Source organism: Brevibacillus composti, from assembly GCF_016406105.1.
Taxonomy (GTDB): Bacteria; Bacillota; Bacilli; order Brevibacillales; family Brevibacillaceae; genus Brevibacillus; species Brevibacillus composti.
In genome coordinates this window covers 3207302-3232468 of record NZ_CP066308.1, presented here as the reverse complement: position 1 = coordinate 3232468, position 25167 = coordinate 3207302, and the positions used below count along the sequence as shown (strand labels likewise).

Genomic DNA, 25167 nt, shown 5'->3' with positions numbered 1-25167 from the left:
CAGGGAGGGATTGAGTTGACATACGGCATCTTGCCTCATGGCGGTGTTCTGGTCAATCGCCTGGCGGCTGGCGGGGAGAAAGCGTCCAGAGCGAAATCGCATAGGCTGATCACCGTGGACCGCTGGACGTTGTCGGATATCGATTGTCTGGGGATTGGAGCCTTTTCTCCGCTTGCCGGATTTCTCGGCGAAGCGGACTATCACGCTGTCGTGGAGACGATGCGCCTGAAGGACGGCACGGTCTGGCCGCTGCCCGTCACGCTCGCGGTGGACGAGAAAAAGCATGGCGATCTCAAGATCGGGGAGGAGGTGCTGCTGGCCGGGGAGGACGGCACCCTGTATGCCTCTCTTCGCGTGGAAAGCATCTACAAGCCGGATAAAATGCGGGAGGCGCTGCATGTCTTTCGGACCAGCGACCGGGAGCATCCGGGGGTGAAAAAGCTGTTCGAAAAGCCGGACCTCTATGTAGGCGGCCCGGTGACCGTCTACAAAAGGCCGATTCCGGAGCGCTTTTCCGACACCTACTATTCGCCTGCCCAGACCCGGGAGATTTTTAAACAGAGAGGCTGGAAGACAATCGTCGGCTTCCAGACCCGCAATCCGGTGCACCGGGCGCATGAATACATCCAAAAAACGGCATTGGAAATCGTGGATGGACTTTTTCTGAATCCGCTGATGGGTGAGACCAAAGCGGATGACGTGCCGGCTGAGGTGCGGATGGAGAGTTACCAGGTGCTCTTGGCCCATTACTACCCGCCGGAGCGCGTCTTTTTGGGGGCCTTTCCGGCAGCGATGCGATACGCGGGCCCGCGGGAAGCGGTATTCCACGCCTTGGTGCGGAAAAATTACGGCTGCACCCACTTTATCGTCGGGCGGGATCACGCCGGCGTCGGCGATTACTACGGGACGTACGATTCGCAGCATATCTTTTCCGAATTTGCCCCCGGCGAGCTGGGCATCCAGCTGCTCTTTTTTGAGCACAGCTTTTATTGCACCGTATGCCACGGCATGGCGACGAGCAAGACCTGCCCCCATCCGCCGGATATGCATGTCACCCTCTCAGGCACAAAGGTGAGGGAAATGCTCAGGGAAGGAGTGACCCCGCCCCCGGAATTTTCAAGGCCGGAGGTAGCCCGTGTGCTGATCAAGGGCATGTCCGCCAAAAACGGTGCACAGGTGTAGCGCCGCCAAGTCAATAGCCCGGTTAGACCGGGCTATTTTTTATCCCATCAGACGAGTGGAACGGGCGAGGCGTCCGGTTTTCTCATTTTCCCCTGCGGCCGTCCCGGGGCTGAGGGAGCCGTTTTTCCCGGAAACAAGCCTCTTGCGCCATGCAACAGAAGGTACTGGCCAATCCTTTTTGCGAGCATCTGTGAATCCGCTTACATCGAAAAACAGCAAGGCAACGCCCTTTTTGACTGATCATTCGTTCGGCCGAAAGTCTTGCAAAATGTTTTTTATCTCGTTGACACCCCATAAGGACGTGGCTATAATCAGACATAACACTTTAGTTTTCAGACAAAAATAAAATATTAAAAATATTGCTTTAAACCGGCCATGACAAGGATGGTGCCCGCCTCTTCTTTTAACAGAGAGCCCAGGTTGCTGAGAACTGGGTAAAGAAAGTGGGACACTGCTCGCCTTCGAGCCGCCCGACTGAAAGTCGCTTCCGCCAAAGCGGCTAGTAGGCTGGGCCGATTGACACCCGTTATCGTGTCGCAGTCACAATCGACTGGCTGAGATCGGCAGACCGCGAGGCGCCGATGAAGTTGGGTGGTACCGCGAACCCTTTCGCCCCAAACAGACATGGAACAAGAAAACCGTGTCGGGGCGAAAGGGTTTTTCTATTAGCCAATAGGTTTTTTCAATACATGAAGAGACCGTGGGAGGAGGAGAGAAAGATGAGTGTACAAATCGCCGAATTGCAAGGAAAGAATGGTTTGCCGCCAGTCAAATTCGGTGAAGAGGTGACAGGGGCGGAAACGCTTCTGCGCTGTCTGATCTTGGAGCAAGTCGAATACATTTTTGGGTATCCGGGCGGTGCGGTTCTGCCCATTTACGACTCTCTGTACGGCAGCTATTTCAAACACATCCTGACTCGCCACGAACAAGGGGCGATTCACGCTGCTGACGGGTACGCCAGAGCTACCGGAAAACCGGGCGTCGTCATTGCGACCTCCGGACCGGGCGCGACCAACCTGGTAACAGGAATCGCCACTGCCCAGATGGACTCGGTCCCGCTGGTGTGCATCACCGGCAACGTCCCGCAATCACTGATCGGGACGGACGCCTTCCAGGAGGCCAACATCACGGGGATCACGATTCCCATCACCAAGCACAGCTACTTTGTGCGCGATGTCAGAGATCTTCCGCGGATCGTCAAAGAAGCGTTCCACATCGCGACGACGGGCCGGCCGGGACCCGTACTGATCGACATCCCGAAAGACGTGAGCAATGCGGTGGCCCCGTTCCACTATCCGGAGAAAGTCGAGATTCGCGCCTACAAATCCACCGTGGTACCCAGTGACGAAGAGGTTCAGAAATTTGTCCAGGTCATTTCGGAAGCGAAGCGGCCAGTCATCATGGCGGGCGGCGGCATCATCTCGTCCGGCGCGGATAAAGAGCTGCGGGCCTTCGCAGAAGCGGCGCGCATCCCGGTAATCAACACCTTTATGGGGCTGGGCGGCTTCCCGGGCGTGCATGAGCTCTCGCTGGGAATGCCGGGGATGCACGGCAACTACACAGCCAACCAAGCGCTGCTCAATGCAGACTGTGTCATCGGACTCGGCGCCCGTTTCGACGACCGGATCACGATGGGACGGACGAAAGAATTCGCTCCCAAAGCGCGCATCGTTCATGTCGACATCGATCCTGCCGAGCTGGGCAAAAACGTCGAGACGGCCATCAAGGTGACCGGGGATGTGAAGAGCACGCTGGAAAAAGCGCTGCCGCTGGTATCCCGCTGCGACTCCGAGGAGTGGATCGCGCAACTGAAAAAGTGGCAAGCGGAGTATCCGTACAGCTACAAAAAAGAGGATCAAGTGCTGAAGCCGCAAGAGGTTATTGAACTCTTGTACGAATCCACCGACGGAGAGGCGATCATCACGACGGACGTCGGTCAGCATCAGATGTGGGCGGCACAGTACTACAAATTCAAGCACACCCGCTCCTTCATCTCTTCCGGCGGCCTCGGCACGATGGGCTTCGGGTTCCCGGCAGCCATCGGCGCGCAAATCGCACACCCTGACCGCACGGTAATCGCCGTCGTAGGGGATGGCGGCTTCCAGATGACCAACCAGGAGCTGGCGATTCTCTCCCAGTACAAGGTGCCGGTCAAGGTAGCCATCATCAACAACCAGTGCCTGGGGATGGTTCGCCAGTGGCAGGAGCTGTTCTACGACAACCGTTACAGCGAGATTGACCTCACCTGCAGCCCGGATTTTGTCAAGCTGTCCGAGGCGTACGGCGTGAAGGGCCTTCGGGCATCGACGCCGGAGGAAGCCAAAGCGGTGTGGGCAGAAGCGCTCCAGCATGACGGTCCCGTGGTAGTGGATTTCCGCGTCGCCCAGGGAGAGAACGTCTACCCGATGGTAGCCGCAGGAAACACATTAGATCAAATGGTATTGGGGGACGAATAGATGCAGCGACATACGATTGCGATCCTCGTCAATGACCAACCCGGCGTCCTGACACGCGTCGCCACCCTGTTTGGCCAACGCGGCTTCAACATCGACAGCATTACCGTCGGTGGCAGCGAAGAGCCCGGGCTCTCCCGGATGATCATCACCACAGGGGGAGACGAACAAAAGATCGATCAATTAATGAAGCAACTCTATAAATTAATTGACGTGATTACCGTGACCAACCTGAGCGAAAATGCTTTCGTCTCGAGGGAGCTTGCGCTGATCAAAGTAAGTGCCAGTCCAAGCCAGCTGGCCGAGCTGAATGCGATCGTAGAGCCATTCCGCGCCACTATCGTCGATGTCGGCCCCAATTCGCTGATCGTTCAGGTGACGGGCGACACCGAGAAAATCGACGCTCTCCTGGTACTTTTGGAGACGTACGGCATCATCGAAGTGACCCGTACCGGTTCGATGGCGATGGCCCGCAGTGTGGTGCCTGTACCGGCCAGCGTGTAACACTGGTTATATTCAGAATAATGATTCTAACTAAACATTTTTAGGGAGGCTACACAAATGGTAACTATGTACTATGAAAAAGACGTAAACAAAGAAGCGCTGCGAGGAAAAACAATCGCAATCATCGGATACGGCAGCCAAGGCCACGCGCAAGCACAAAACCTGCGTGACAGCGGCTACCAAGTAATCGTAGGTCTGCGCGAAGGGAAATCCTGGGAGCAAGCGGCAAAAGACGGTTTTGAAGTGATGAGCGTAGCTGAGGCTACCAGCCGTGCCGACGTCGTTCAAATCCTGATGCCGGATGAGCGTCAAGCGAAAGTATACGAAAACGAGATTGCTCCCAACCTGAAAGCGGGCGCGACCCTCAGCTTCTCCCACGGTTTCAACGTACACTTCGGCCAAATCGTGCCGCCGGCTAACGTAGACGTGATCATGGTCGCTCCGAAGAGCCCGGGCCACCTCGTTCGCCGCGTGTACCAAGAAGGCTTTGGCGTACCTGGCCTGATCGCGATCTACCAGGATGCTACCGGCAAAGCAAAAGAAACAGCGCTGGCTTATGCGAGCGGCATCGGCAACACCCGCGCAGGCGTTCTGGAAACTACGTTCCGCGAAGAGACCGAAACAGACCTCTTCGGTGAGCAAGCGGTTCTCTGCGGCGGTGTGACCGAGCTGGTAAAAGCAGGCTTCGACACGCTGACAGAAGCAGGCTACGCGCCGGAAATCGCCTACTTCGAGTGCTTGCACGAGCTGAAGCTGATCGTCGACCTGATGTACGAAGGCGGCATGGCACGCATGCGCTACTCCATCAGCGACACGGCTGAATACGGCGATTACAGCACAGGCCGCCGCATCATCACGGAAGAGACCCGCAAAGAAATGAAGAAAGTGCTGGCTGAAATCCAAGACGGTACCTTTGCACGCAACTGGATCCTGGAAAACCAGGCAAACCGCCCTGGCTTCAACGCTCGCCGCCGCATGGAAGCCGAGCATCCAATCGAGCAAGTGGGTGAAAAACTGCGCGGCATGATGTCCTGGATCAATAAATAAGAAGAAATAAAACGGCAAAAAATACGAGAATTACAGAGGAAATAGTGGAGGTGGAGAGTTCATGCGGACCATTGAGATTTTTGATACGACACTGCGCGACGGGGAACAGTCTCCGGGCGTCAACATCAGCACGAACGAAAAGGTGGAGATCGCCCTACAACTAGAGAAGCTGGGCGTAACGCGAATCGAGGCGGGCTTTGCCGCTGCTTCCCCGGGCGATCAAAAGTCCGTGGCCGAAGTGGCGAGACGTGTGAAGAATTCCACGATTGTCAGTCTTGCACGCTCCGTCAAGAGTGACATGGATGCGGCATACGAAGCGCTGCGTCATGCACAAAACGCTTGCCTCCACGTCTTTTTGGCAACATCCCCGATCCATCGCCAGCACAAGCTGCGGATGTCGAAGGAACAGGTAGTGGAAAAGGCAGTCGAAGCCGTCAAATACGCCAAGAAGTATTTTTCCGAAGTGCAGTTCTCCGCTGAGGATGCTGCGCGGACCGAGATCGATTTCCTGGCAGAAGTGGTAGAAGCCGTCATCAAGGCAGGGGCGACTACGGTCAACCTGCCGGATACGGTGGGATATATGACTCCGCAACAGTACGGTGACATCTTCCGTGAAATGCGGAAGCGTGTACCCGGCGTCGAAGGCATCCGCCTCAGCTGTCACTGCCACGACGACCTGGGGATGGCGGTAGCCAACAGCCTGGCCGCCGTCGAGGCAGGGGCAACACAGGTGGAAGGCACGATCAACGGGATCGGCGAGCGTGCCGGCAACGCCGCGCTGGAGGAAGTGGCTTTGGCGCTGGAAACCCGTAAAGACTTCTATCAAGCGACGACCAAGCTGCAGCTGAAGGAAATCGCCCGGACCAGCCAACTGGTCAGCCGCCTGACCGGGATGATCGTCCCAGGCAACAAGGCGGTCGTGGGAGCCAACGCCTTTGCCCATGAATCGGGCATTCACCAGGACGGTGTGCTGAAAGAAGTGACCACCTACGAAATCATCCGTCCGGAATCCGTCGGCTTCAAATCCAACAAGCTGGTGCTGGGCAAACACTCCGGCCGCCACGCTTTCAAAGAAAAGCTGGTGGAGCTGGGCTATCATCTGGAGCAGGAAGAAGTGGACACTGCCTTTGCCGCCTTCAAGGAATTGTGCGACAAGAAGAAAGAGATCAGCGACGATGACATTCTGGCACTGGTCGATGCCAAAATGGTGCGCGGCGCAGAAATGTACCGTCTGGAGTCCGTGCAGCTCAGCTACGGAAACCTCTCCGTTCCGACTGCCAGTGTGCGCCTGGTGCGGGCGGACGGCGAGGTATGCGAGGAAGCGGCATGCGGAAACGGTTCGGTCGACTCGATCTACAAAGCGATCGACCGGGCGACGGGCGAAGAGGTGACCCTCACCGATTACAAGATCCTGTCGGTTACACAAGGACAGGATGCGCTTGGCGAAGTGTTCGTCCGCCTGCAGCAAGGAGAATTGACCGTAACGGGCCGCGGAGTCAGCACGGATGTGCTCGAAGCCAGCGCGATCGCCTACGTGCGGGCGATCAACAAGATCCTCGAACGCCGGGGAGAAGTCTTGGTGGGAGCGACCAACTAGCCAATAAGAAGGCAGCTTTGCCAATCCGCCCGCGTAGAGTGAGGCGGATTGGGCGAAGCGGATAGAGTGGAAGAGACCATTTTATGTACGGAAAAGAGCAGGTTGGATAGGAGCAGGCAGACAAAGAAAAACTGCACATCACAGCCTCTATAGAGATAACCCATACTGTCTAAAACATATCGAATGAAAAGCGGGATGAAGATGAAAAAAACCTATCGCATCGCCGTTCTCCCAGGAGATGGAATCGGTCCGGAGATCATGGAGGAAGCGGTCAACGTTCTCTCCCTGGTCGGGGAACGCGAAGGAGTTACGTTTGAATACAAATATGGTCGCATTGGCGGCATCGCGATTGACACCGATGGTACTCCGCTGCCGCAAGAGACCATCTCGATCGCAAAAGAAGCAGATGCCGTGATGCTGGGTGCTGTGGGCGGTCCCAAATGGGATCAAAATCCCGGACATCTTCGCCCGGAAACGGGACTGCTCGGCATTCGCAAAGAGCTGGGCCTGTTTGCCAACATCCGGCCCGCGACGATGCATGAATCGATGGTCGAGGCTTCGTCGCTCAAGCCGGAGGTGGTATCCGGCGTAGATCTGATCGTCGTTCGCGAACTGACCGGGGGAATTTACTTCGGAGAGAAAAAGCGCTACGAAGGGCCAAACGGCGAGGTAGCCGAGGATCAGTGCATCTACAATGAACAGGAGATCGAACGGATCATCCGTGTCGGCTTCGATGTCGCGCGGAAGCGGCAAAAGCGCCTCGTCTCGGTCGACAAGGCGAATGTGCTGGAAAGCTCCCGCCTCTGGCGCAAAGTAGCGGAGCGCGTCGCCGCCGATTACCCGGATGTCGAACTCTCCCACATGCTCGTGGATGCTTGCGCGATGCAATTGGTACGTGCGCCGAAGCAATTCGACGTGATTGTGACGGAAAATATGTTTGGCGACATCCTGAGCGATCAGGCTGCGATGCTGACGGGCTCCATCGGCATGCTGGCATCGGCAAGTCTCGCCGAGGGCAGCTTTGGACTGTACGAACCGGTCCACGGCTCGGCACCCGACATCGCAGGACAGGGAATCGCCAACCCACTGGCGACGATTCTGTCCGCCGCGATGATGCTCCGTCTCTCCTTTGGCATGGATGAAGCGGCTGACGCTGTGGAGCGTGCCGTCTGGTCCGTCCTCGAGGCAGGCCATCGCACAGGCGATATCGCGGCCGACCGCAGCAAAGCCATTGGAACAAAAGAGATGGGCCGACTGGTCTGCGAAGCATTGTCCGCTCAATAAGAAATACAAACGAGAACCCTGTTTGCGAGGCCGACTGTGCCGAAGTGCAAACAGGTTTTTTTGGGGGAGCGAGTACCTTGTTGGAAGAAGAATATACGTTCATGTCACCGCCAGGATATAATTGACCCATCTTCGCCGGAATGAAAATGACCCACCCCTGTAGAATATATCTCCTCGAAAATATCGGCCAAGATATTTGGAGAGGAGGAAATATGCTAAGGAGTGGGCTGTGATTGGATTACATGAACTGCAAGCAACCGGCAAGAGCATACGTGAAATCACGCGGGAAACGGGTTTTTCAAGAAATACGATTCGCAAATATCTTCGAGCCGATGGAATCCCTGCGACCCGTCCCCGCAAAAAAAGACCTTCAAAACTTGATCCATACAAGTCCCAATTGGATCAATACATGGCCAAGGGGATATTCAATTGTGAGGTGCTGTATCGTCTCCTAAAGGAGCTTGGATACACAGGGGGAATCACGATCATCAAGGATTATGTGAAGCCCTATCGCCCTCCCAAACAAGCACCGGATGTACAGCGATACGAGACAAAAGCTGGGCAGCAAGCGCAAGTGGACTGGAAGATATGCGAGTACGTTGATTTGAACGGTGAGGGTGCGTAAAATCCCTGTCTTTGCCATGGTGCTGGGTTATTCTCGCGCCATGTATATCGAATTTACGAAACGCTGCGACATCCACAGTTTCTTACAGTGTTTGATGAACGCCCTGGAATACTTCAGCGGCGTACAGAAGACGATGCTGACCGACCAGATGAAAACTGTTATTCTCGGCATGGGCGATGATCGAAAGCCGAGATGGCATCCGTTGTTTGAAGATTTTGCTGCGGCTATCGGCTTGATCCCCAAGGTTTGTCGCGTACGACGTCCCCAAACGAAAGGAAAGGTCGAAAGAAGCGTTCAGTTCATCGAGCAGAACTTCATGCCAGGGCGATCATTCACCGATCTTGGTGACCTAAATCGCCAAGCCAGACACTGGTGCGATGAGCAAAACCGTCGTATCCACGGTACAACTGGGGAAAGACCGATCGATCGCTTGGCCCAAGAGAAGCTCGGTATGCTTCCGTCTCCGGAACGATGGGCAAAGTACCGATTGGAACCGCGGAAAGTAAGCCGTGATGGATTTGTGAGCTACGACGGCGTTCGTTATGGCGTTCCATGGCGGTATAGCGGACGTGAAGCAAAGGTACGAGAGATAAACGGATTCGTCGAAATATACTGCGAGAAGCAGCTCATCGCCCGGCACGAGAAGCAGTACCAATCCCGAAGGCTAGTGATGTGTGAGAACCAATACGCGAATCTGAGTACGGCTCAGGGATATGCTTATCCAAAGCCGCAAGGCGTTCAAATTCCTGTTCAAGACGTAGAAGTGCGTCCGTTGGACGTGTATGAGCGTCTTGTGGAGGTGGGCGCATGATCGAGCTCGAACAAGCGCGCCACCGTTTAGAGGAGCTCGGATTGGGCCAAGCGGCCCAATCCCTCGATGCCAAGCTGGAAGCCGCCAGTCGCAGCCAAAGCACGTATCTCTCTTTCCTCAATGAACTGCTGGATGCTGAAATTCAGGAGCGCCAGCGCCGAAATGTTGAAGTTCGCATGAAGCTGTCCCACCTGCCTTATCGGCGCACGCTGAACGAGTTTGACTTCTCCTTTCAACCGGGGATTGATGAGCGACTGATACGTGAATTGGCGGCGCTGACGTTCGTCGGGAGGCAAGAAAATGTGCTGATTCTCGGTCCTCCTGGCGTGGGGAAAACGCATTTAGCGGTGCCATTGCCATGGAGGCCATAGGACAAGGATTACCTGTCTATTTTGTCTCACTCGCACAGCTCGTGGGCGATTTGCGGAAAGCTTACGAAGAGAATCGCCTGGATAAGCGATTGAGGGTATATCTCCGTCCACGCATCCTCATCGTGGATGAGGTGGGCTACCTCCCCCTCGATCCGCTTGCTGCAAACCTGTTTTTTCAGTTGGTTTGTGTACGCTACGAGAAAGGAAGAATGATTCTGACTAGTAATAAGAGCTTCGGCGAGTGGGGCGAACTCATGGGTGATCCCGTTCTTGCAACAGCTGTTCTTGATCGCTTATTGCATCACTCCCACGTCGTAAACATCAGAGGGAACAGCTACCGACTAAAGGAAAAACTGATAACCGGAATCTATTCGACGCCAGGCGCTCAGGTGGGTCAAAATTATCCCGGCGCTAGTGGGTCAAATTAATTCCGGCGTTGACAGTTCTAAAAAAGTTAAATCTCTGATGATGAAAAAGCAACTATACAAACATTATCATTCACACCAAGAAAGTGAATTCTAGTATAAAAGTACATAATTGGAAAATGTAATTGAATAATAACCATTTAATGGTAAAATATTTATATGGAGAGGAGGGAGGCTCGATTGTTTAAAAAAAATCGTGCATTTTTTTGTATAGGAAGTCTGCTTTTTACGATGTTATTAGGCTGTGTCCATAGTTATGGAACGGAAGAGAGTGTTAGTAAAGTAGACATTTTAGAAAAGGCTAAAATTGGGGCTTTGGAAGGTATTTCGATTGAAATAGGAGCAAGTAAAAAGGAGGTGGTGCATAATTTTGGAAAACCCATAAGAACTGGAAATTCGGAGTACGGATTTTCAATGTATTATGATGGCTTTAGTCTGGAGTTTGAGGATTATGCTACTTCCATTGATGAAATAAAAGAGGAAAGTAAAGTTGTTCTTATTAATGCGGAGCCCAAAATAGTTGGTATTACAGGAAAACCTAATGAGATTAGTAAATCTTTAGGTAAACCTTCACGTACGATACTAGATGATACGGGGGATAATACTTATATTTTAGAATATGAGGTAATTAATTATTTATTAATATTTACTTTTGATACTGATCAGAGCCCTGTAAAATACATTACCCTTCGAATTAAATAAAGCCAGGCCATTAGTGGTCTGGCTTTATTTAATCTCTTACTTTTTTCCTTTTGTGGCCTTATCTTTGGCATCTTTGTCTAGTTTTTCGATTTTCTTGTCTGTTATGTTAAAATGCTTCTTTAAGTTTGTCAATGTCCTATCTTCAGGTGCACTGTTGTACATCCATTCATTAAACTTGTCTTCCCCAACGTAATCAATCAATATTTGATCTATAAAATACTCTGGATCATCATAACTAAAATGCAGATGATCACTATGGTGACTATCGTCACTTTCACTCGTTATTACAAAGTTGAAAATATTTGGCCAAAAATATTCCGGATTAATTGTCTGTGAGTAAGATGGAGTTGGATTATTAACATTGTTTACATCAAAGTGTAAGTGATAACCTCTACCCTCACTTTCTCCCGGTGCCCCCGTATTTCCGGAAATACCAATCTGCTGTCCCCTGCTAACACGATCATACTTCCTAACTGAGAAGCTATCCAAGTGAAGATATCTTGTAATTAGGGTCTGCTGAACAGATTAAAAATCCAGTAGCCACAAGGGTTTTTCCTAGTTTGTGTGGAAATCATGTGCAAGGAAATCAACGATTTCCCTTCAAATTCCTTGCACATGGGGCTGATCTGGATGTACCAATACGTCTCTCATCGTGAAAACCAATTGCTTCTTCCGGATGATTTTTTCTTGCCGTTTGGCGGCAAGTTGAATAAAGAAAATCGTTGGGCAAAGCTGGCTCAGTTGGTACCGTGGGCGTATGCGGAAGGAAAGTACGCCAAGTCCTTCCGTAACTCGTTTCGTGGTCAAAAGGCCGTTTCGATTCGCGTCGCCCTTGGTGCCCTCATCATTCAGGAACGCTTGCAGTTGTCGGACCGTGAAACGGTCCAGCAGATTGTCGAAAACCCGTATCTGCAATACTTCATCGGGTTGGAAGGCTATCAGGATCATCCACCGTTTCACCCGTCGCTCATGACGCATTTTCGCAAACGTCTGGGCGAGCAAGTTCTCCGTGAAATCAACGAGATCATCGCGGTCGAGGCCGCCAAATCAACACCAGATTCCGACCATGACGATGAACCAAAATCCGGTACAACATCCAAAGGCAAACGTACGACCAAGCGTCGCTCAACTTCCGAAGAAGATCCGAACCAGGGTGTCTTGTTGCTGGATGCCACGTGTGCCCCGGCGGATGTGGCGTACCCAACCGATTTGAACTTGCTGAACGAGGCGCGTGAGAAACTGGAGGAGATCATCGATACGTTACATGCTCCACAGATTGGTCGTTCCCGCAAACCACGGACTTATCGGGATAAAGCTCGAAAGGAGTACCTGGCCGTGGCCAAACAGCGTCGTGCAAACGGCAAGGTGATTCGTCGAGCGATCGGCAAGCAACTCCGGTATGTAGCACGTAACCTTCAAATTATCCGCAACATGGCCTCACGGCAGCCGCTGACACTTTTGAGCCGGAAACAATATCGCGACTTGCTTGTGATTCAGGAACTGTATCGACAGCAACGCATGATGTTTGAACGCAAAACGCATCAGATCGAAGATCGAATCGTGAGCATCCACCAACCGCACGTCCGCCCGGTCGTACGCGGCAAAGCGAAAGCGCGAGTAGAGTTTGGCGCCAAAGTATCGGTCAGCATGGTGAACGGTTATGCTTTTCTGGAGCGTCTATCATGGGACAGCTTCAACGAAGGGGTGACGCTGATCGAATCTGTAGAAGCATACAAGAGACGCTTTGGTTGTTACCCGAAGGCGGTACTTGCCGATCAAATCTATCGCACCCGGCAAAACAGGGCATTTTGCAAAGCGCATGGCATTCGTTTGAGCGGTCCGGCGCTTGGCCGTCCCGTACAAGGCGAAGAAGCGACAGAACAACGGCGAGTCGCAAGACAAGATGCACGAAAACGCAACGCCATAGAAGGCAAATTTGGTGAGGGCAAGCGCAGGTATGGGCTTGGCCGTATTCGAGCATGCCTTGCGAAAACAAGTGAAACCGTCATCGCGCTTCAGCTCCTGGTGATGAACCTCGAGCGTAGGCTGCGGGATTTTTTTGTCTCCTGGTTAAACCGTCTTCTTTCCTATAGAATTCCTGCTTTTGGAAACATTTTTGAAGTTTGAAAACCGTTCAGCAGCCCCTAATTAGATTATTTCCATTCGGGTCTCTGTCATCTTGTTTTACTGTTACATACAGAATGGGATCTTTTGTGTATTTTCCACTTGAAATAACTTCACCACGAGCAACTGAATAAACTGGTGCGAGTTTTACTCCTATATCTATTCCTTTGTGTGGACCATCAAAACGGCTTTCACCGTAGTCTCCGGTAATAGTATAACCAGTAGTTGGCCATCTCCACCCAAGTGTTCCGTAAGGATCATCTGGAATCGATAAAGGGGCTTCGATTACATTGTCAGGTTGTGCGAATGCGACACCCCAAGTACCAAGTGATAAAAAAACAGTTAGCAATCCTAAAGCAACTCGGTTCATACTTCACAACTCCTTTTTTACATAATTTGTACTTAATACTAATAATAACCATTAATTATAATATTTCAATACTTCTATCAAATAATCTTTCTTTGAATGTAGATCAGCTTAAATATTTGGACATAGTTCCCAGCAGGTATAAGAGCGGAGTGTATCATGGAAACATACCTCTTCTCAAAAAAATAACATATCGGTAAGACGACATTTCAATATCCCCATTGCCCCTTGTAACTGAACCCGTTCTCGTAATATACTTAAATCATTAATGGAACATTTCGACACTTTTAAAACAACATCAACAGCAAAGCTGCACCATAAGGGGAGAACATCGTGGCTTCATTCGGGTTTCTGCTCAGCTTTCTCGCTATCTTGCTCTGCACAGTGGCGGCCGGCATTGCGGCGAAGCGCTCTGTCCGCCGCAGCAGCGATTTCAGCAATGCCGGGAGCTCGCTCTCTGCTGGCATGGTCGCCGGTGCGCTGGTGGGCGGATTTGTCGGCGGCACCTCTATCGTCGGGACGGGGGAGCTGGCCTTCCAATACGGTTTGTCTTCCATCTGGTTTACCTTGGGCGGCGGGGTGGCCGTGATGCTGCTCGGACTGTCCGCCAATCGCTTTATCCGCATGCGGGTCGAGACGTTGCCCGAGCTGATCGGCCAGCAGTACGGCGAGCGCTCCAAGCTCGGGGCCAGCCTCTTTCTCTCGCTGGGCATGTTTATCCAGGTGATCGCGCAGCTTCTGGCCGCCTTGCCGTTTGTCTCTGTCTTCTGGAAAGGGCCGGTGGCGCTGATCGCCTTCGTCCCGGCCTGCCTGATCTTTGCCTATGTACTGGCGGGCGGCTTCATGGGGGCCAGTCTCGTCGGCTCCCTCAAGACGGGGATGCTGATCCTGCTCCTGGCGGGGACGGGGTTCTGGCTTTCCTGGCAAATGGGCGGGGAGACTTTCATCCGCTGGTGGGAGGAGGGACGTTTTACCTTAACCGTACCCGAGGCCGGACTCGGCTGGGCACAGGGAGCGGCGATGATCGTCGGCATCTTCTCCACCCAGGCGTATCTGCAGCCGATCTTTGCCAGCCGCGATACGAGGCAGGCGCGGACAGGCGCCATAACCGCCGGCCTTGTGATCATCCTCATCGGGCTGGTAAGTAGTTGGATCGGGATGTACATGCGGGATGCCTACCCCCTGCTTGTCCCCCGGGAAGCGGTACCCCAGTTCTTCCTGCTCCACTCTCCGGCTTGGCTGGCTGGAGCGGCTTACGCGATTATCCTGCTGTCAGTCGTGATGACGGGCGCCGCACTTACGCTCAGTATCGCGACGATTCTCCATCGTGACGTGATTGCGAGCTATTGGCGCCGGAAGCGCTCAGATACCCAGCAGCTTGCCTTGTCCCGGCTGCTGATCATCGGCGTGATTCTCAGCGCCTATGGATTCGTCTGTTTCGACGAAGAGGCGCTGATCCTGCATTGGGCCTTCCTGGCCATGACACTTCGAGGCGTGACGGTATTTCTCCCGGTCCTTTTCTTTCTCTTTCGGCTGGCGCCTGTTCACAAGGGCTGGGCGGCCTGGGCCATCTGGGGAGCGCCGCTGCTCACTCTCGTCTGGATATGGGCCTTTCTGCCGTCTACCGGGATCGACCCGCTCTACGTCAGCAGTCTGTATAGCTTGATCTTCCTGATCGCCGGGCGCTTCTGCGCGCGAAAAACAGCCCCGTCCCTTCGGCCATCCAGCTGAAGAACGGGGCTGTTCCCTGCCTACCCAATATTGATTTTTCCTTTGGGAGAATGATCACAAACAGCGAGGAATGTCTCATCTCGCCGATGTTCGAGGTGAGAGAGAGTCTCATGGAACGGCGGTACTCATATACATCGCTGACGACAATAAAGCTGGCGATGATCCCTCGGTTCTCTTCTGTTTGATGGGTCAGGTCTCACCATGCGGAGACGCGGCGGTCAGGCTTATTCACTCCCCATTAGTATCCCGTGAACCTCTGTAAGTATAATAGATTCCCGCCCCCAACCGATGCAACCAGTATTTAATCTCTCTTTTGTCCAGGGGAGAGAGTGGAAAGCGTACAGCCGGACGGCGCCGCAACCCCTCCGGTTCATCGGACAGCCGGAAGGATTGCCCGCCCGTCAGCTCGAGCCCCTCCCGGCGAAGGAGCGAAATCACCCGGCTTTCCTGCTCGGCCGCATCGATCATGGGTTCGCCCCACTCGATCCAAGTATTGAGACCGCCCTTGATCGGCAGGATGCGGGCGTGGGCGGGCAGGGCGCGCTGCTGCTCTTGCAGGAGGTATTGCCAGGCCGCAAAAAAAAGCGAGCGCCTCTGTGGGAGATACACCTCCGCAAACCAGGGATCGCCAAGCAGGCGCACGGCCGCCTCCAGGATCAAAAGCGATGGTTCGGCACCGGTCAGGGCTGTGAGCTGTCGCAGCCGTTCCCGCTCCTCACCGGCCATGCTGCCGGGCAGAACCAGGGCCCCCAGCTGCACATCGCGCGCCAGTGTTTTGGAAAAGGAATGAAACGAGTAGACCGGCGGGTTGCCTCCGCTCTCCTGTGCCAGCTCGTAAAGAGAGAGACGCGGCTTTCGAAACCAAAGGTCTCCGTGATGGTCATTTTCGAGCAGGGTGACGCCGTGGCGCTCGGCCCATCGGAGCAGATGCTCCTTCCGCTTGCGGGAATAGCTGATGCCCGTGGGAAAGTGATGATGAGGATTGACCAGCAGCCATTGCGGCGGCGATTCGGCTGTGGCCGCTTCCAGCGCCTCCGGGATGATCCCTTCCTGATCCATCGGGATTGCTTTGACCGTGAGACCGCCGTGTTTCAGCATGGCGGCAAACACCGGATAATGGTACTCCTCTACGAAGACGACATCCGCCGGCTTCATCACTTGCTGGACGACAAAGGAAAATGCGCCCGTACTCCGGTTAAACAAGAGCAGCCTCTCCGGATCGGCAGGAATACCCCGTCGGCGGAGATGAGCGGCATACGCGGCAGCAGCCTGCGTGCGCCGCGCTTTCTTTTCCGTCGATTGCTCGGTCAATACATCGACGCTGTCTGCCAGGGCCGCGCGCAGGCGGCGGAGCAGCTCGCTACCGGGTATGGGCGTGGAATCCGCGAGCGAGTAGAGCGGGATGTCGGACAGGGGAAACCGTCCCTGCCGGCGCAATTCGCGGGCTTTGGCCGTGAGAAAATACCCTTTTCCGTGGCTGGCCTCTGCCCATTCGTGCTCGACCAGCAGATCGTAAGCCTTTTTCACGGTCTCGAGCGAACAGCCGCTGATCGTTTTCATCTCCCGCAGCGACAGGAGCTGATCTCCCTCCAAAAAGGCTCCCCGCAGAATAGCCGTCTGCAACTGCTCGAATAGCTGGATGTAGAGCGGTGTTTTGGCATGTTTATGAAAATGAAAGGCAAAGAAAGGTCGAGTCGCCATGTTTTCACCTCAAGTATGTCAATCGAAAGAGTATTGATTCATTATAGAGCAATCCCGTGCGGCTGGTAATCCCCGCTAGATAGGCCGGGCGGTCCGTGTTATCATGGCGGTGAAGAGCAGGAGCGCGGCGGTCCCTGCCGGACCGGCAGCTGCGAGCATCGACAAATCGCACGAACCAGGAGGATAAAAAGATGAGTACAGCGGAGCATAAAGAAAAAGCCCCCAAGCAAGTGGGATGCATGGTAATTACGGTCTCGGACACGCGGACCGAAGAGACGGACAAAAGCGGCCAGCTAATGATGCAGCTCGCCGTGGAAGCGGGCCATCTGGTCAATCAGTACCGCATCGTCAAGGACGAGCCTGCCCAGGTGGTGGAAGCGATCGAAGCCGGGCTGGCCGATCCGGGTGTTGATGTGATTCTCGTCAACGGCGGGACCGGCATTTCGCCGCGCGACAACACGTTCGAGGCGGTGACAGGCATGCTGGAGAAGCAGCTTCCCGGCTTCGGCGAGCTGTTTCGGATGCTGAGCTATACCGAGGATATCGGTTCCGCCGCGATGCTCAGCAGGGCGGTTGCCGGCGTCCGCCAGGGCAAAGCGATCTTTTCCACGCCGGGCTCTACGGGAGCGGTGCGCCTCGCGATGACCCGTCTGATCGTGCCGGAGCTGGGTCATGTCGTCAGAGAGCTAAACCGGTGAGTTTGCCTTTTTTCAGGCGACAGCGATCTTTATTTGCTGCACGGCAGCGCATGTGATACTGTTACAGAAGGAAAAATGCCCGTCCCCCGCCGACCTGCCAGCCAGCAGACGGCGTCGGGATGGGCATTGAAGATTCGTTGACAAGAGGAGATTCGCGAAAGCATGAAAATATTGCTGTCTACACTGAACGCCAAGTTTATCCACTCGTCTTTGGCGCTGCGGTATTTGCGCAGCTATGCCAAGCCGTCCTTTCCCGACCTGGAGATTGCGGAGTATACCATCAATGACGTCACGTTGAATATCGTCTCCGACATCTACAAGCGCAGGCCCGACATTGTTGCCTTTTCCTGTTACATCTGGAATATACGCGAGACAATCGATGTCATCTCCAATCTGAAGAAAGTCCGGCCGGATCTGCCCGTGATCCTGGGCGGGCCCGAGGTGAGCTACGATGCTGACTATTGGATGAAGCAGCATCCGGAATTTGACGTGATCGTGCTGGGAGAGGGGGAGCAAACCTTTCTCGAATTGATGCAGGCGTACGAGGAAGCGAGGCGGACAGGCCAGCCTCCCCGTCTGAAGGATGTGGCCGGCATCGTCTACCGCGAAGGGGAGCATATCCGCTTCAGCGCGCCGCGGGGGCAGATCGAGGACTTGGATTCGATTCCCTCCCCATATGCAGAGGATCTCGACGAGCTGAACAACCGCGTGGTTTACTTCGAAGCCTCGCGTGGTTGTCCGTTCAAATGCCAGTACTGCCTGTCGTCCATCGAAGACGGGGTGCGCTATTTCAGCCTGGATCGCGTCAAGGCCGATCTGCTGCGATTGATCCGGCACGGCGTGAAGACGATCAAATTCGTCGATCGCACATTTAACATCAACAAAAAATACGCGCTGGAGATTTTCCAGTTCCTGATCGACAATCACAACGGAACGGTGTTCCAGTTTGAGATTACAGCCGATATCCTGCGCGCAGACGTGCTAGATTTTCTCATCGAAAACGCGCCGCCGGGGATCTTCCGTTTCGAGATCGGCGTCCAGTCGACCAATGACGAGACCAACAGGCTGGTACAGCGGATTCAGCGCTTTGACAGGCTCTCTCAGACCGTGACCAAAATCAAAAACTCCGGGAAAATCGACCAGCATCTGGATCTGATTGCCGGACTGCCGGAAGAGGATTACGCTTCCTTTCGCAAGACCTTCAACGATGTCTTCGCTCTCCGTCCGGAGGAGCTGCAGCTCGGCTTCCTGAAAATGCTGCGCGGGACGGGAGTGAGGGCTCGCGCCGCCAACCACGGGTATGTCTACATGGATCAGGCCCCCTATGAAATTCTGGGGAACAACGTCCTCTCCTTTGAGGACATGCAGCGAATCAAACGTGCAGAGGATATCCTGGAGAAATACTGGAATGCGCACCGGATGGACCACACCTTGGAGTGGCTGGTTTCCCGCACGTTTGCCACCCCGTTTGATTTCTTTCAGGAATTTGGCGATTTCTGGGAAGAGCAGGGGTGGAGCCGGATCGGCCATCAACTGGAGGATTTATTCCTCCGTTTGCGCCAGTTTTTGGAACAGCGGGGCACCGAAGAGATGGAACACATCCTCAGCCTCATGAAATTCGACTACCTGCGCAACCAGAAGCATCGTCCGCGCAAGCTGTGGTGGGAGGATGTCCTGGATAAATCGGAGCTGCAGGGGCTCTACCAATCCGTCGCGGACAAGCGCCATCAGCTGCGCGAGGATTTCGCCCGCCACACCGCTTCGGAAAAAGAGTATTTCAAGCATACGCTGCCCGCTTACGTATCCTTTGACCTGGAAAAATGGGAACGCGGGGGAGAGCTGATTCCCGGAGCTTTTGTGCTGGTCGTATATTATCCCTATCAGGAAGGTCAGTCTAACTCCTATACGGTTGTCAAGCAGGAAGAGATGTTGGCCCGCACGCAAAAATAATTCCCGCTTTCCGTCAGCCCGGAAACTTTTTTGCCCGCGCAACCGTATTGGTATGAGGAGCAAGCAACGGAAAAAAGCCGCCGCATCGACAGACAACTATCCCAGGCGGCGAGGATAGGGGATTTTTACGTCATGGAAATCAACCTGCTGATGTCGATCATCGAGCAATACGGCTATTTTGCCATCTTCTTTTTGCTCTGGCTGGGCATAGTCGGCCTGCCGATACCGGACGAATTGGTCGTGGCTACGGGGGGATTTCTGGCTTCGATACAATTGTTGGATCCTGTGTATTCGTTTCTCGCCGGTTATTTTGGCGTCGCCTCCGGGCTTACGATCGGGTTTTTGCTGGGAAAATTTTTTGGCAAACCGATCCTGCGGTATTTGACCAAGAGCGAGAAGATGAGGCATACCGTTATCCGCTCAACCGGGCTGTTGGAGAAGTACGGCACGCTGGCGCTGTGCTTCAGCTACCTGTTTCCGGTCGTGCGGCATGTGGTTCCGTACATCGTCGCGATGAGCGGCATGAGCTATCGGCGTTATGCTGCTTTGTCCTATCCCATCGGGCTGATCTGGACGGCCGCCTTCTATTTCATCGGGTATCTTTTTGGCCGCAACATGGAAGGGATTGTCACCATGATCCGCTCCTATGGCCTGTACGGTCTTCTCGTCCTGGCCGCGGTGCTCGCGGCGGGATGGTTCTTTCGCCGATTCTTTCTCGCAAAAAGCGCGTACCGGGCAAAAGGGGAATAGCCATGAAAAACCGTCATCTTTCCACATCCAGAAGGATTCGCAATACCGTGCTGGCTTGCAGCTGGCTGATGATCGCCGGCAGCTGGTGGAGCGGCCAGCCGCTTTGGCTCTGGGGCGGCGCCGTGCTGGTCAATCTGTATGCGGCCGTCATCATGGCGAAAGATAAGCGATACGCCAGGGAGGGGAGGCTGCGCATACCGGAGTCGAGCCTCCTGTTGACAGCGGCACTGGGCGGCGCGGCCGGTGCCTGGGCCGCGATGATGCTGTTTCGCCACAAGACCAAGCATCTTTCGTTTACCCTGACCATTCCGCTTTTTCTCATCATTCAGGCATATCTTCTGATTCTGGCTGTCCGTCATTACTGAACAAGCAGACATAAGACAAACCGTCCCTTTCCCCAGGAGAGGGGCTTTTTTTACCCTTTCCGCATGTGCTGCTTCGCTGAAGCGGTAACCGGTGAAAGCGGACGATTTTCGCTATATGAAAAACCAGAGTGAAAGTCCTAGATTTGGAGATACTATTTTCATCCTTTGAAAGGGGGAGCGGCGTTGAGCCAGTTTTGGAAAGCCTGGCAAGAGAGAAAAACGAACCGGAGAAATCAGGTATTGAGCCAGCATGCGGTGAAAAGCATGGAAAGTATCCCGGATCAACGCTTGTCATCCAGCCTCCAGCACAACCTCACCCTTTTTGATCATCAGCTCGGGCAGAATGATGATTTCGTCGTTCGGCAATTCCGCGTCAAAAACGGACGGGACGCTGCCGTTCTGTTTATAGACGGGATGGTAGACCGGAATGTGATCAACGACTTTATTATCCGGTACACGACGGATGTCGACATCGCCGATGGGGAGCCGGCCGTAAATGAACTGGAGTCGACGGACCAGTTGAGACAGGCCGTACGCAATATCCTGTCGGGCAACTCCGTGCTGATCATCGATGGTCAACCCAACGTCTATCTGGGCAATACCCGCGGCTGGGATCGGCGGGGGGTAGAAGAGCCGAAGACCGAATCCGTCGTGCGCGGTCCCCGGGACGGCTTTTCCGAGACCTTGACCGTGAATTCTGCCTTGATCCGCGCCCGGTTAAAAGATCCCAATCTACGGCTCAAGCATTTTGTCATCGGCCAGCGAACCCAGACAGATGTCCATGTAATGTACCTCGAAGGGGTCGCCCATCCGCCTATCGTGCAAGAGATCTTTCGAAGGCTGGAACGAATTAACCAGGACGGGATTCTGGAGAGCGGCTACATCGAACAGGCGATTCAGGATCGGCGTTGGTCTCCCTTTCCGCAGCTTCAGAATACGGAGCGGCCGGACAAGGTGGTCGCCAATCTGTTGGAGGGGAAGGTGGCGATTCTTGTGGACGGCACTCCCTTTGTCTTGATCGCCCCTGCCATCTTCGGACAATTTTATCAAAGTCCCGAGGATTACTATGAGCGGTTTTACATTGCGTCTTTTATCCGGGTGATTCGCGCCACGAGCATGATTATCGCACTCTTGCTCCCCTCTTTATACATCGCCTTCAGCTCGTTCCATCCGGAGATGATTCCCTCGCGCCTGGTGATCGCCATGGCTGCGGGACGCTCTACCGTGCCTTTTCCGTCCGTCGTGGAAGCCTTGATCATGGAGGTGGCGATCGAAATTCTCAGGGAGGCCAGCGTGCGGCTCCCCGGTCCGATTGGTCCGACCATCGGCATCGTCGGTGCTCTGGTCGTCGGCGAGGCGGCCGTATCGGCCGGTCTGGTCAGTCCGATCATGGTCATCATCGTGGCGCTGACGACGATCGGTTCCTTTGCCACTCCCAGCTACAGTGCGGCCATCGCCATCCGGATGCTGCGCTTTCCGCTGATGCTTTTGGCCGGCATGTTTGGCCTCTACGGGATCATGCTGTTTCTGATCGTCATCCTGGTTCATCTCGCTTCTTTGAAATCATTTGGCGTTCCCTACATGTCCCCGATCAGCCCGATCAATCTGCTGGGGATGAGGGACTATATCGTTCGGGCAGCCCTTGTGTCCATGAAGCGAAGACCGACGATGTTTCATCCGCATGATGAGGTTCGTATGAAAGGGGATGATTCGTCATGAGCCAATCGCGTGGCCCTGGCAGGCCAGATTCACTGTCTCTCTGGCAGATGATCTGTTTGATAACCAGCACGCTTATCGGGGTTGGTGTCCTGACGCTTCCTCGGACGACGACTTCCCATATGTATGAGGCTGGTTGGATGGGGCCCATCATCGGCTCATCTTCTTCCTTCCTGTCGATTTGGCTCATCGCCTTATTGAGCAAACGGTTTCCGGGCATGACCTTTATCCAGTACAGCCGGCTCATCTGGGGAGGGGACAAGCGCCCGCGGTTGGGCTTTTGGCTCAGCCTGCCCTGGATTGCGATCTTCCTCACCATTCTCTACGTGACGACAGCGGTTACTTCCCGGATATTCGGAGAAGTCGTCGTGACAGCGGTACTGCTCGATACTCCGCTGGAAGTGATCATTATCTCCATGTTTGTGCTCGCCGTCGTCCTTTGCATGTACGAGACAGATACGGCTGCCCGCGTCAATGAGATCCTGTTTCCCCTGATCTTGTTTCCCGTTTTGTTTATCGCGATCGCCTCCTTTCAAAAGGCGGAATGGTACAACCTGCTGCCGATCGTCCGGGTTCCTTGGGAAACGATCTTTCGGGGTTCTTTCGAAGCCAGTTTCTCTTTTCAGGGCTATGAGATTATGCTGGTCTTCTTTGCCTTTGCTCATGAAAATACGAGCAAGGTCAAGGCAGGCTTTTACGGCATCGGAATCGCCGCTTTTGTCTATACGCTGATCACCTTTGCCGGAATCGCCGTGTTTGGCTATGAGGAGCTGGGGCGCGTCACCTGGCCTACTTTGGAACTGGTGAAGACGACACAGGTGCCGGGGCTTATCCTGGAGAGGCTGGAATCGGCCTTCCTGGCAGTGTGGGTAGCGGCCGTCTTCACCACGGTGGCCAATGGCTACTACGCGATGATCTACAGCCTGAGGCAACTATTTCAGAGAGGCATCGTATTTCAGCGGGTTTTGTCTGTGCTTTTGACGATCCCAATGTTATTTATCTCACTATGGCCGCAGAATATCGTCGAAATTTTTCAGGTCACCTCAAACATTGGGTATTCGACAGCGGTGATCAGCCTTTTCATGCCGCTGGTCCACTGGCTGGTCATGCTCTTTCGTGACAGAGGAAAAAAGCTGGACAAGGAGGGAACAGCCGGTGGGTAAGCTGTGGACTCGTGTGTGCTGCCTCCTTCTCTGCCTCGTGCTCTTGCCCGGTTGTTGGGATCGCAGGGAGCTCGAGGAGAGAATCTCCGTCGTCGCCATCGCGATCGATTTTGCTGAGGGGCGGGAGGATTTGTACAAATTGACGGTGCAGATCCCGATCCCGCTCAAAATTGCCGGGAGCAGCGGGCAAGGTGGCGGGAGCAACGCCGATGCTGTCCGCGTGCTGAGCGTCACCGGTAAAACGATCGCGGATGCGGCGAATAATATCCAGGAACGTCTGAATCAGCGCCTGTTTTTAGGGCATACGCGGGTATTGGCGATCAGTGAGCAGGTCGCCAGACGGGGAACGGGGGAAATCATCGATGCGTTTCGCCGAGATCCGCAAATTCGCCGGCTGCTCTGGCCGATCGTAGTCAAAGGCGAGGCCGCCAGTCTGCTGGATATTAAGCCGAAGCTCGTGCAGATTCCCGTGGTGTACATCATGGATCTGATCGAAAATGGCACGAAGATGGGCATCATACCCAATCAGACCTTGGGCGATTACTTTATTCAGACGACCAATGAAGCGATGCAGCCCATGCTCAACTATTTCGAAGTGGCAGGCGACGAGCCGGCCTGGAGGGGTGTTGCTGTTTTCCACGGATATAAAATGGTGGGGACGCTCAAAGATGTCTATACCTGGTCATTGCTTCAGCTGAGAGACAATATGAAAGGGGGAGATGTCACTATTAAACTGCCGGATACCGACAACGGCTATGTAACCTTCCGCCCCCATTTTGTGGATACAAAATTGACTCTCCGTGGAAGCCATATGCTGAAAAAAAGGGGGAGGCACGAACACGGAGCGATCTACACCTGCGAGGTGCAGGGGGATATCATCGAGATGACCGCGAAGCCTGATCTGCCTGCGGAAAAGCAGATCCCCATGCTGCAGGGGGTGATCCAAAAGGAGATGGAAAAGCGGGCTCAAAAGCTGATTGACCAGCTGCAGGGGGAGTACAACAGCGACGTGCTCAAACTGGGGCTTGCCCTCCGCGGCCGCCATTTCCATGACTACTGGGGCAAGCATGAGTGGCTGAAAGATTTTAAAGACTTTCCCATAGAAGTAAAATATGTGATCAAACTGCGCCGCTTGGGGATGGAGATGCACTGAAAACGAAGAAAGGGAGGGACCTGAGGTCAAAAACCAGAGGTCGCTCCCTTTCGAGACGCTTTTTACAAGGGACGTTCAGCCTGAGCGGGCAGATGCGCCGCGATAGTCTGCACCATCTCCTGACGGCTGGAGGCATCGCTGTTTTGCCAAAGCACTTCAAATAAAACGCCCAGCCCCGGCAGGGTCTTTTCCTGACCGCTGGAAATAGCGTCACTGATCGTGCTTTCCACATCACCGGCATCGGAGCCCTGCATTTTGTACATAATGGCCTGGCGGAGGTTCAAAGCTGCAATATTCATGACGGACGGACACCCCCTTTTTCCTGATGGGTTGCACCACTAGTATTTGCCGTTGCCTGACGGCTCATACCCTTCTTTTGTAGCCAGCCGAACCGATGTGATATAATGCTTGGTATTCAAAACGTCTAGCAGTCCCCCAAAAAGAAGGA

At 54.1% G+C, this 25167-nt stretch carries 20 protein-coding genes and 2 pseudogenes; 18 read left to right on the top strand and 4 right to left on the bottom strand.

Features of this window, described 5'->3' with window-relative positions; translation table 11 throughout:
• Positions 1-15 precede the first annotated feature (15 nt).
• The 9 genes and pseudogenes from sat (at position 16) to JD108_RS16280 (ending at position 11001) form a co-directional block, all read left to right on the top strand.
• Positions 16-1182, top strand: a complete 1167-nt coding sequence (sat, locus tag JD108_RS16320; RefSeq protein ID WP_198827070.1) for a sulfate adenylyltransferase — start codon at positions 16-18, stop codon at positions 1180-1182.
• A gap of 719 nt (positions 1183-1901) precedes the next feature.
• Positions 1902-3638 (top strand): biosynthetic-type acetolactate synthase large subunit, encoded by a 1737-nt coding sequence (ilvB, locus tag JD108_RS16315; RefSeq protein ID WP_198827069.1) that lies wholly within the window; start codon positions 1902-1904, stop codon positions 3636-3638.
• Positions 3639-4139: an acetolactate synthase small subunit gene (gene ilvN, locus JD108_RS16310; RefSeq protein WP_198827068.1), complete on the top strand. Its 501-nt coding sequence runs from the start codon at positions 3639-3641 to the stop codon at positions 4137-4139.
• A 57-nt stretch (positions 4140-4196) separates the two neighbouring features.
• The gene (gene ilvC, locus JD108_RS16305; RefSeq protein WP_198827067.1) at positions 4197-5186 is read left to right on the top strand and encodes a ketol-acid reductoisomerase; all 990 of its coding nucleotides are present in this window, start codon (positions 4197-4199) and stop codon (positions 5184-5186) included.
• Between the two features lie 61 nt (positions 5187-5247).
• Positions 5248-6783, top strand: a complete 1536-nt coding sequence (locus JD108_RS16300; protein ID WP_198827066.1) for a 2-isopropylmalate synthase — start codon at positions 5248-5250, stop codon at positions 6781-6783.
• A gap of 201 nt (positions 6784-6984) precedes the next feature.
• Entirely contained in the window at positions 6985-8067 is a 1083-nt protein-coding gene (leuB, locus tag JD108_RS16295; RefSeq protein WP_198827065.1) for a 3-isopropylmalate dehydrogenase, read from the top strand.
• Positions 8068-8263: 196 nt separating this feature from the next.
• A pseudogene (istA, locus tag JD108_RS16290) lies at positions 8264-9503 on the top strand (IS21 family transposase).
• A pseudogene (gene istB / locus JD108_RS16285) lies at positions 9500-10302 on the top strand (IS21-like element helper ATPase IstB). Before istA ends, istB begins: the two co-directional pseudogenes overlap by 4 nt.
• Before the next feature lie 177 nt (positions 10303-10479).
• The gene (locus tag JD108_RS16280; protein ID WP_228728175.1) at positions 10480-11001 is read left to right on the top strand and encodes a DUF4309 domain-containing protein; all 522 of its coding nucleotides are present in this window, start codon (positions 10480-10482) and stop codon (positions 10999-11001) included.
• A 36-nt stretch (positions 11002-11037) separates the two neighbouring features.
• Here JD108_RS16280 and JD108_RS22615 read toward each other — a convergent pair whose 3' ends face one another.
• Positions 11038-11508 carry a M23 family metallopeptidase gene (locus tag JD108_RS22615; RefSeq protein ID WP_198830158.1) on the bottom strand — a complete coding sequence of 157 codons (471 nt, stop codon included), beginning with the start codon at positions 11506-11508 and terminating at the stop codon, positions 11038-11040.
• 123 nt (positions 11509-11631) lie between these two features.
• Here JD108_RS22615 and JD108_RS16270 point away from each other — a divergent pair, with 123 nt between their 5' ends.
• Positions 11632-13128, top strand: a complete 1497-nt coding sequence (locus tag JD108_RS16270; RefSeq protein WP_198827064.1) for an IS5 family transposase — start codon at positions 11632-11634, stop codon at positions 13126-13128.
• A gap of 7 nt (positions 13129-13135) precedes the next feature.
• Here the strand turns inward: JD108_RS16270 and JD108_RS16265 are convergent, their stop codons facing one another.
• Positions 13136-13495, bottom strand: a complete 360-nt coding sequence (locus tag JD108_RS16265) for a M23 peptidase family protein (protein ID WP_198827063.1) — start codon at positions 13493-13495, stop codon at positions 13136-13138.
• A gap of 330 nt (positions 13496-13825) precedes the next feature.
• On the opposite strand from JD108_RS16265, the gene JD108_RS16260 reads away from it, so the two are divergent.
• Positions 13826-15223: a sodium:solute symporter family protein gene (locus JD108_RS16260; protein WP_198827062.1), complete on the top strand. Its 1398-nt coding sequence runs from the start codon at positions 13826-13828 to the stop codon at positions 15221-15223.
• A gap of 228 nt (positions 15224-15451) precedes the next feature.
• Here the strand turns inward: JD108_RS16260 and JD108_RS16255 are convergent, their stop codons facing one another.
• Positions 15452-16924 carry an aminotransferase-like domain-containing protein gene (locus tag JD108_RS16255; RefSeq protein ID WP_198827061.1) on the bottom strand — a complete coding sequence of 491 codons (1473 nt, stop codon included), beginning with the start codon at positions 16922-16924 and terminating at the stop codon, positions 15452-15454.
• A 191-nt stretch (positions 16925-17115) separates the two neighbouring features.
• Between JD108_RS16255 and JD108_RS16250 the strand changes: the two genes are divergently transcribed.
• The 7 genes from JD108_RS16250 to JD108_RS16220 all read left to right on the top strand — a co-directional run bounded on the left by JD108_RS16250 (position 17116) and on the right by JD108_RS16220 (position 24719).
• Complete coding sequence (locus JD108_RS16250; protein ID WP_198827060.1) at positions 17116-17622, top strand: MogA/MoaB family molybdenum cofactor biosynthesis protein; 507 nt, start codon at positions 17116-17118, stop codon at positions 17620-17622.
• A 162-nt stretch (positions 17623-17784) separates the two neighbouring features.
• Complete coding sequence (locus tag JD108_RS16245; protein ID WP_198827059.1) at positions 17785-19572, top strand: B12-binding domain-containing radical SAM protein; 1788 nt, start codon at positions 17785-17787, stop codon at positions 19570-19572.
• A 132-nt stretch (positions 19573-19704) separates the two neighbouring features.
• Entirely contained in the window at positions 19705-20322 is a 618-nt protein-coding gene (locus tag JD108_RS16240; protein ID WP_198827058.1) for a DedA family protein, read from the top strand.
• Positions 20323-20324: 2 nt separating this feature from the next.
• Entirely contained in the window at positions 20325-20687 is a 363-nt protein-coding gene (locus JD108_RS16235; protein WP_228728174.1) for a DUF1294 domain-containing protein, read from the top strand.
• A gap of 183 nt (positions 20688-20870) precedes the next feature.
• Positions 20871-22406, top strand: coding sequence for a spore germination protein (locus JD108_RS16230; protein WP_198827057.1), 1536 nt, complete (start codon positions 20871-20873; stop codon positions 22404-22406).
• Positions 22403-23566 carry a GerAB/ArcD/ProY family transporter gene (locus JD108_RS16225; protein ID WP_198827056.1) on the top strand — a complete coding sequence of 388 codons (1164 nt, stop codon included), beginning with the start codon at positions 22403-22405 and terminating at the stop codon, positions 23564-23566. Before JD108_RS16230 ends, JD108_RS16225 begins: the two co-directional genes overlap by 4 nt.
• A complete protein-coding gene (locus tag JD108_RS16220) occupies positions 23559-24719 on the top strand; it encodes a Ger(x)C family spore germination protein (protein WP_198827055.1) in 1161 nt (386 codons plus the stop codon). The genes JD108_RS16225 and JD108_RS16220 overlap by 8 nt, the downstream gene beginning before the upstream one ends.
• Positions 24720-24781: 62 nt before the next feature.
• Here JD108_RS16220 and sspI read toward each other — a convergent pair whose 3' ends face one another.
• Positions 24782-25018, bottom strand: a complete 237-nt coding sequence (sspI, locus tag JD108_RS16215) for a small acid-soluble spore protein SspI (RefSeq protein WP_198827054.1) — start codon at positions 25016-25018, stop codon at positions 24782-24784.
• Positions 25019-25167 lie beyond the last annotated feature (149 nt).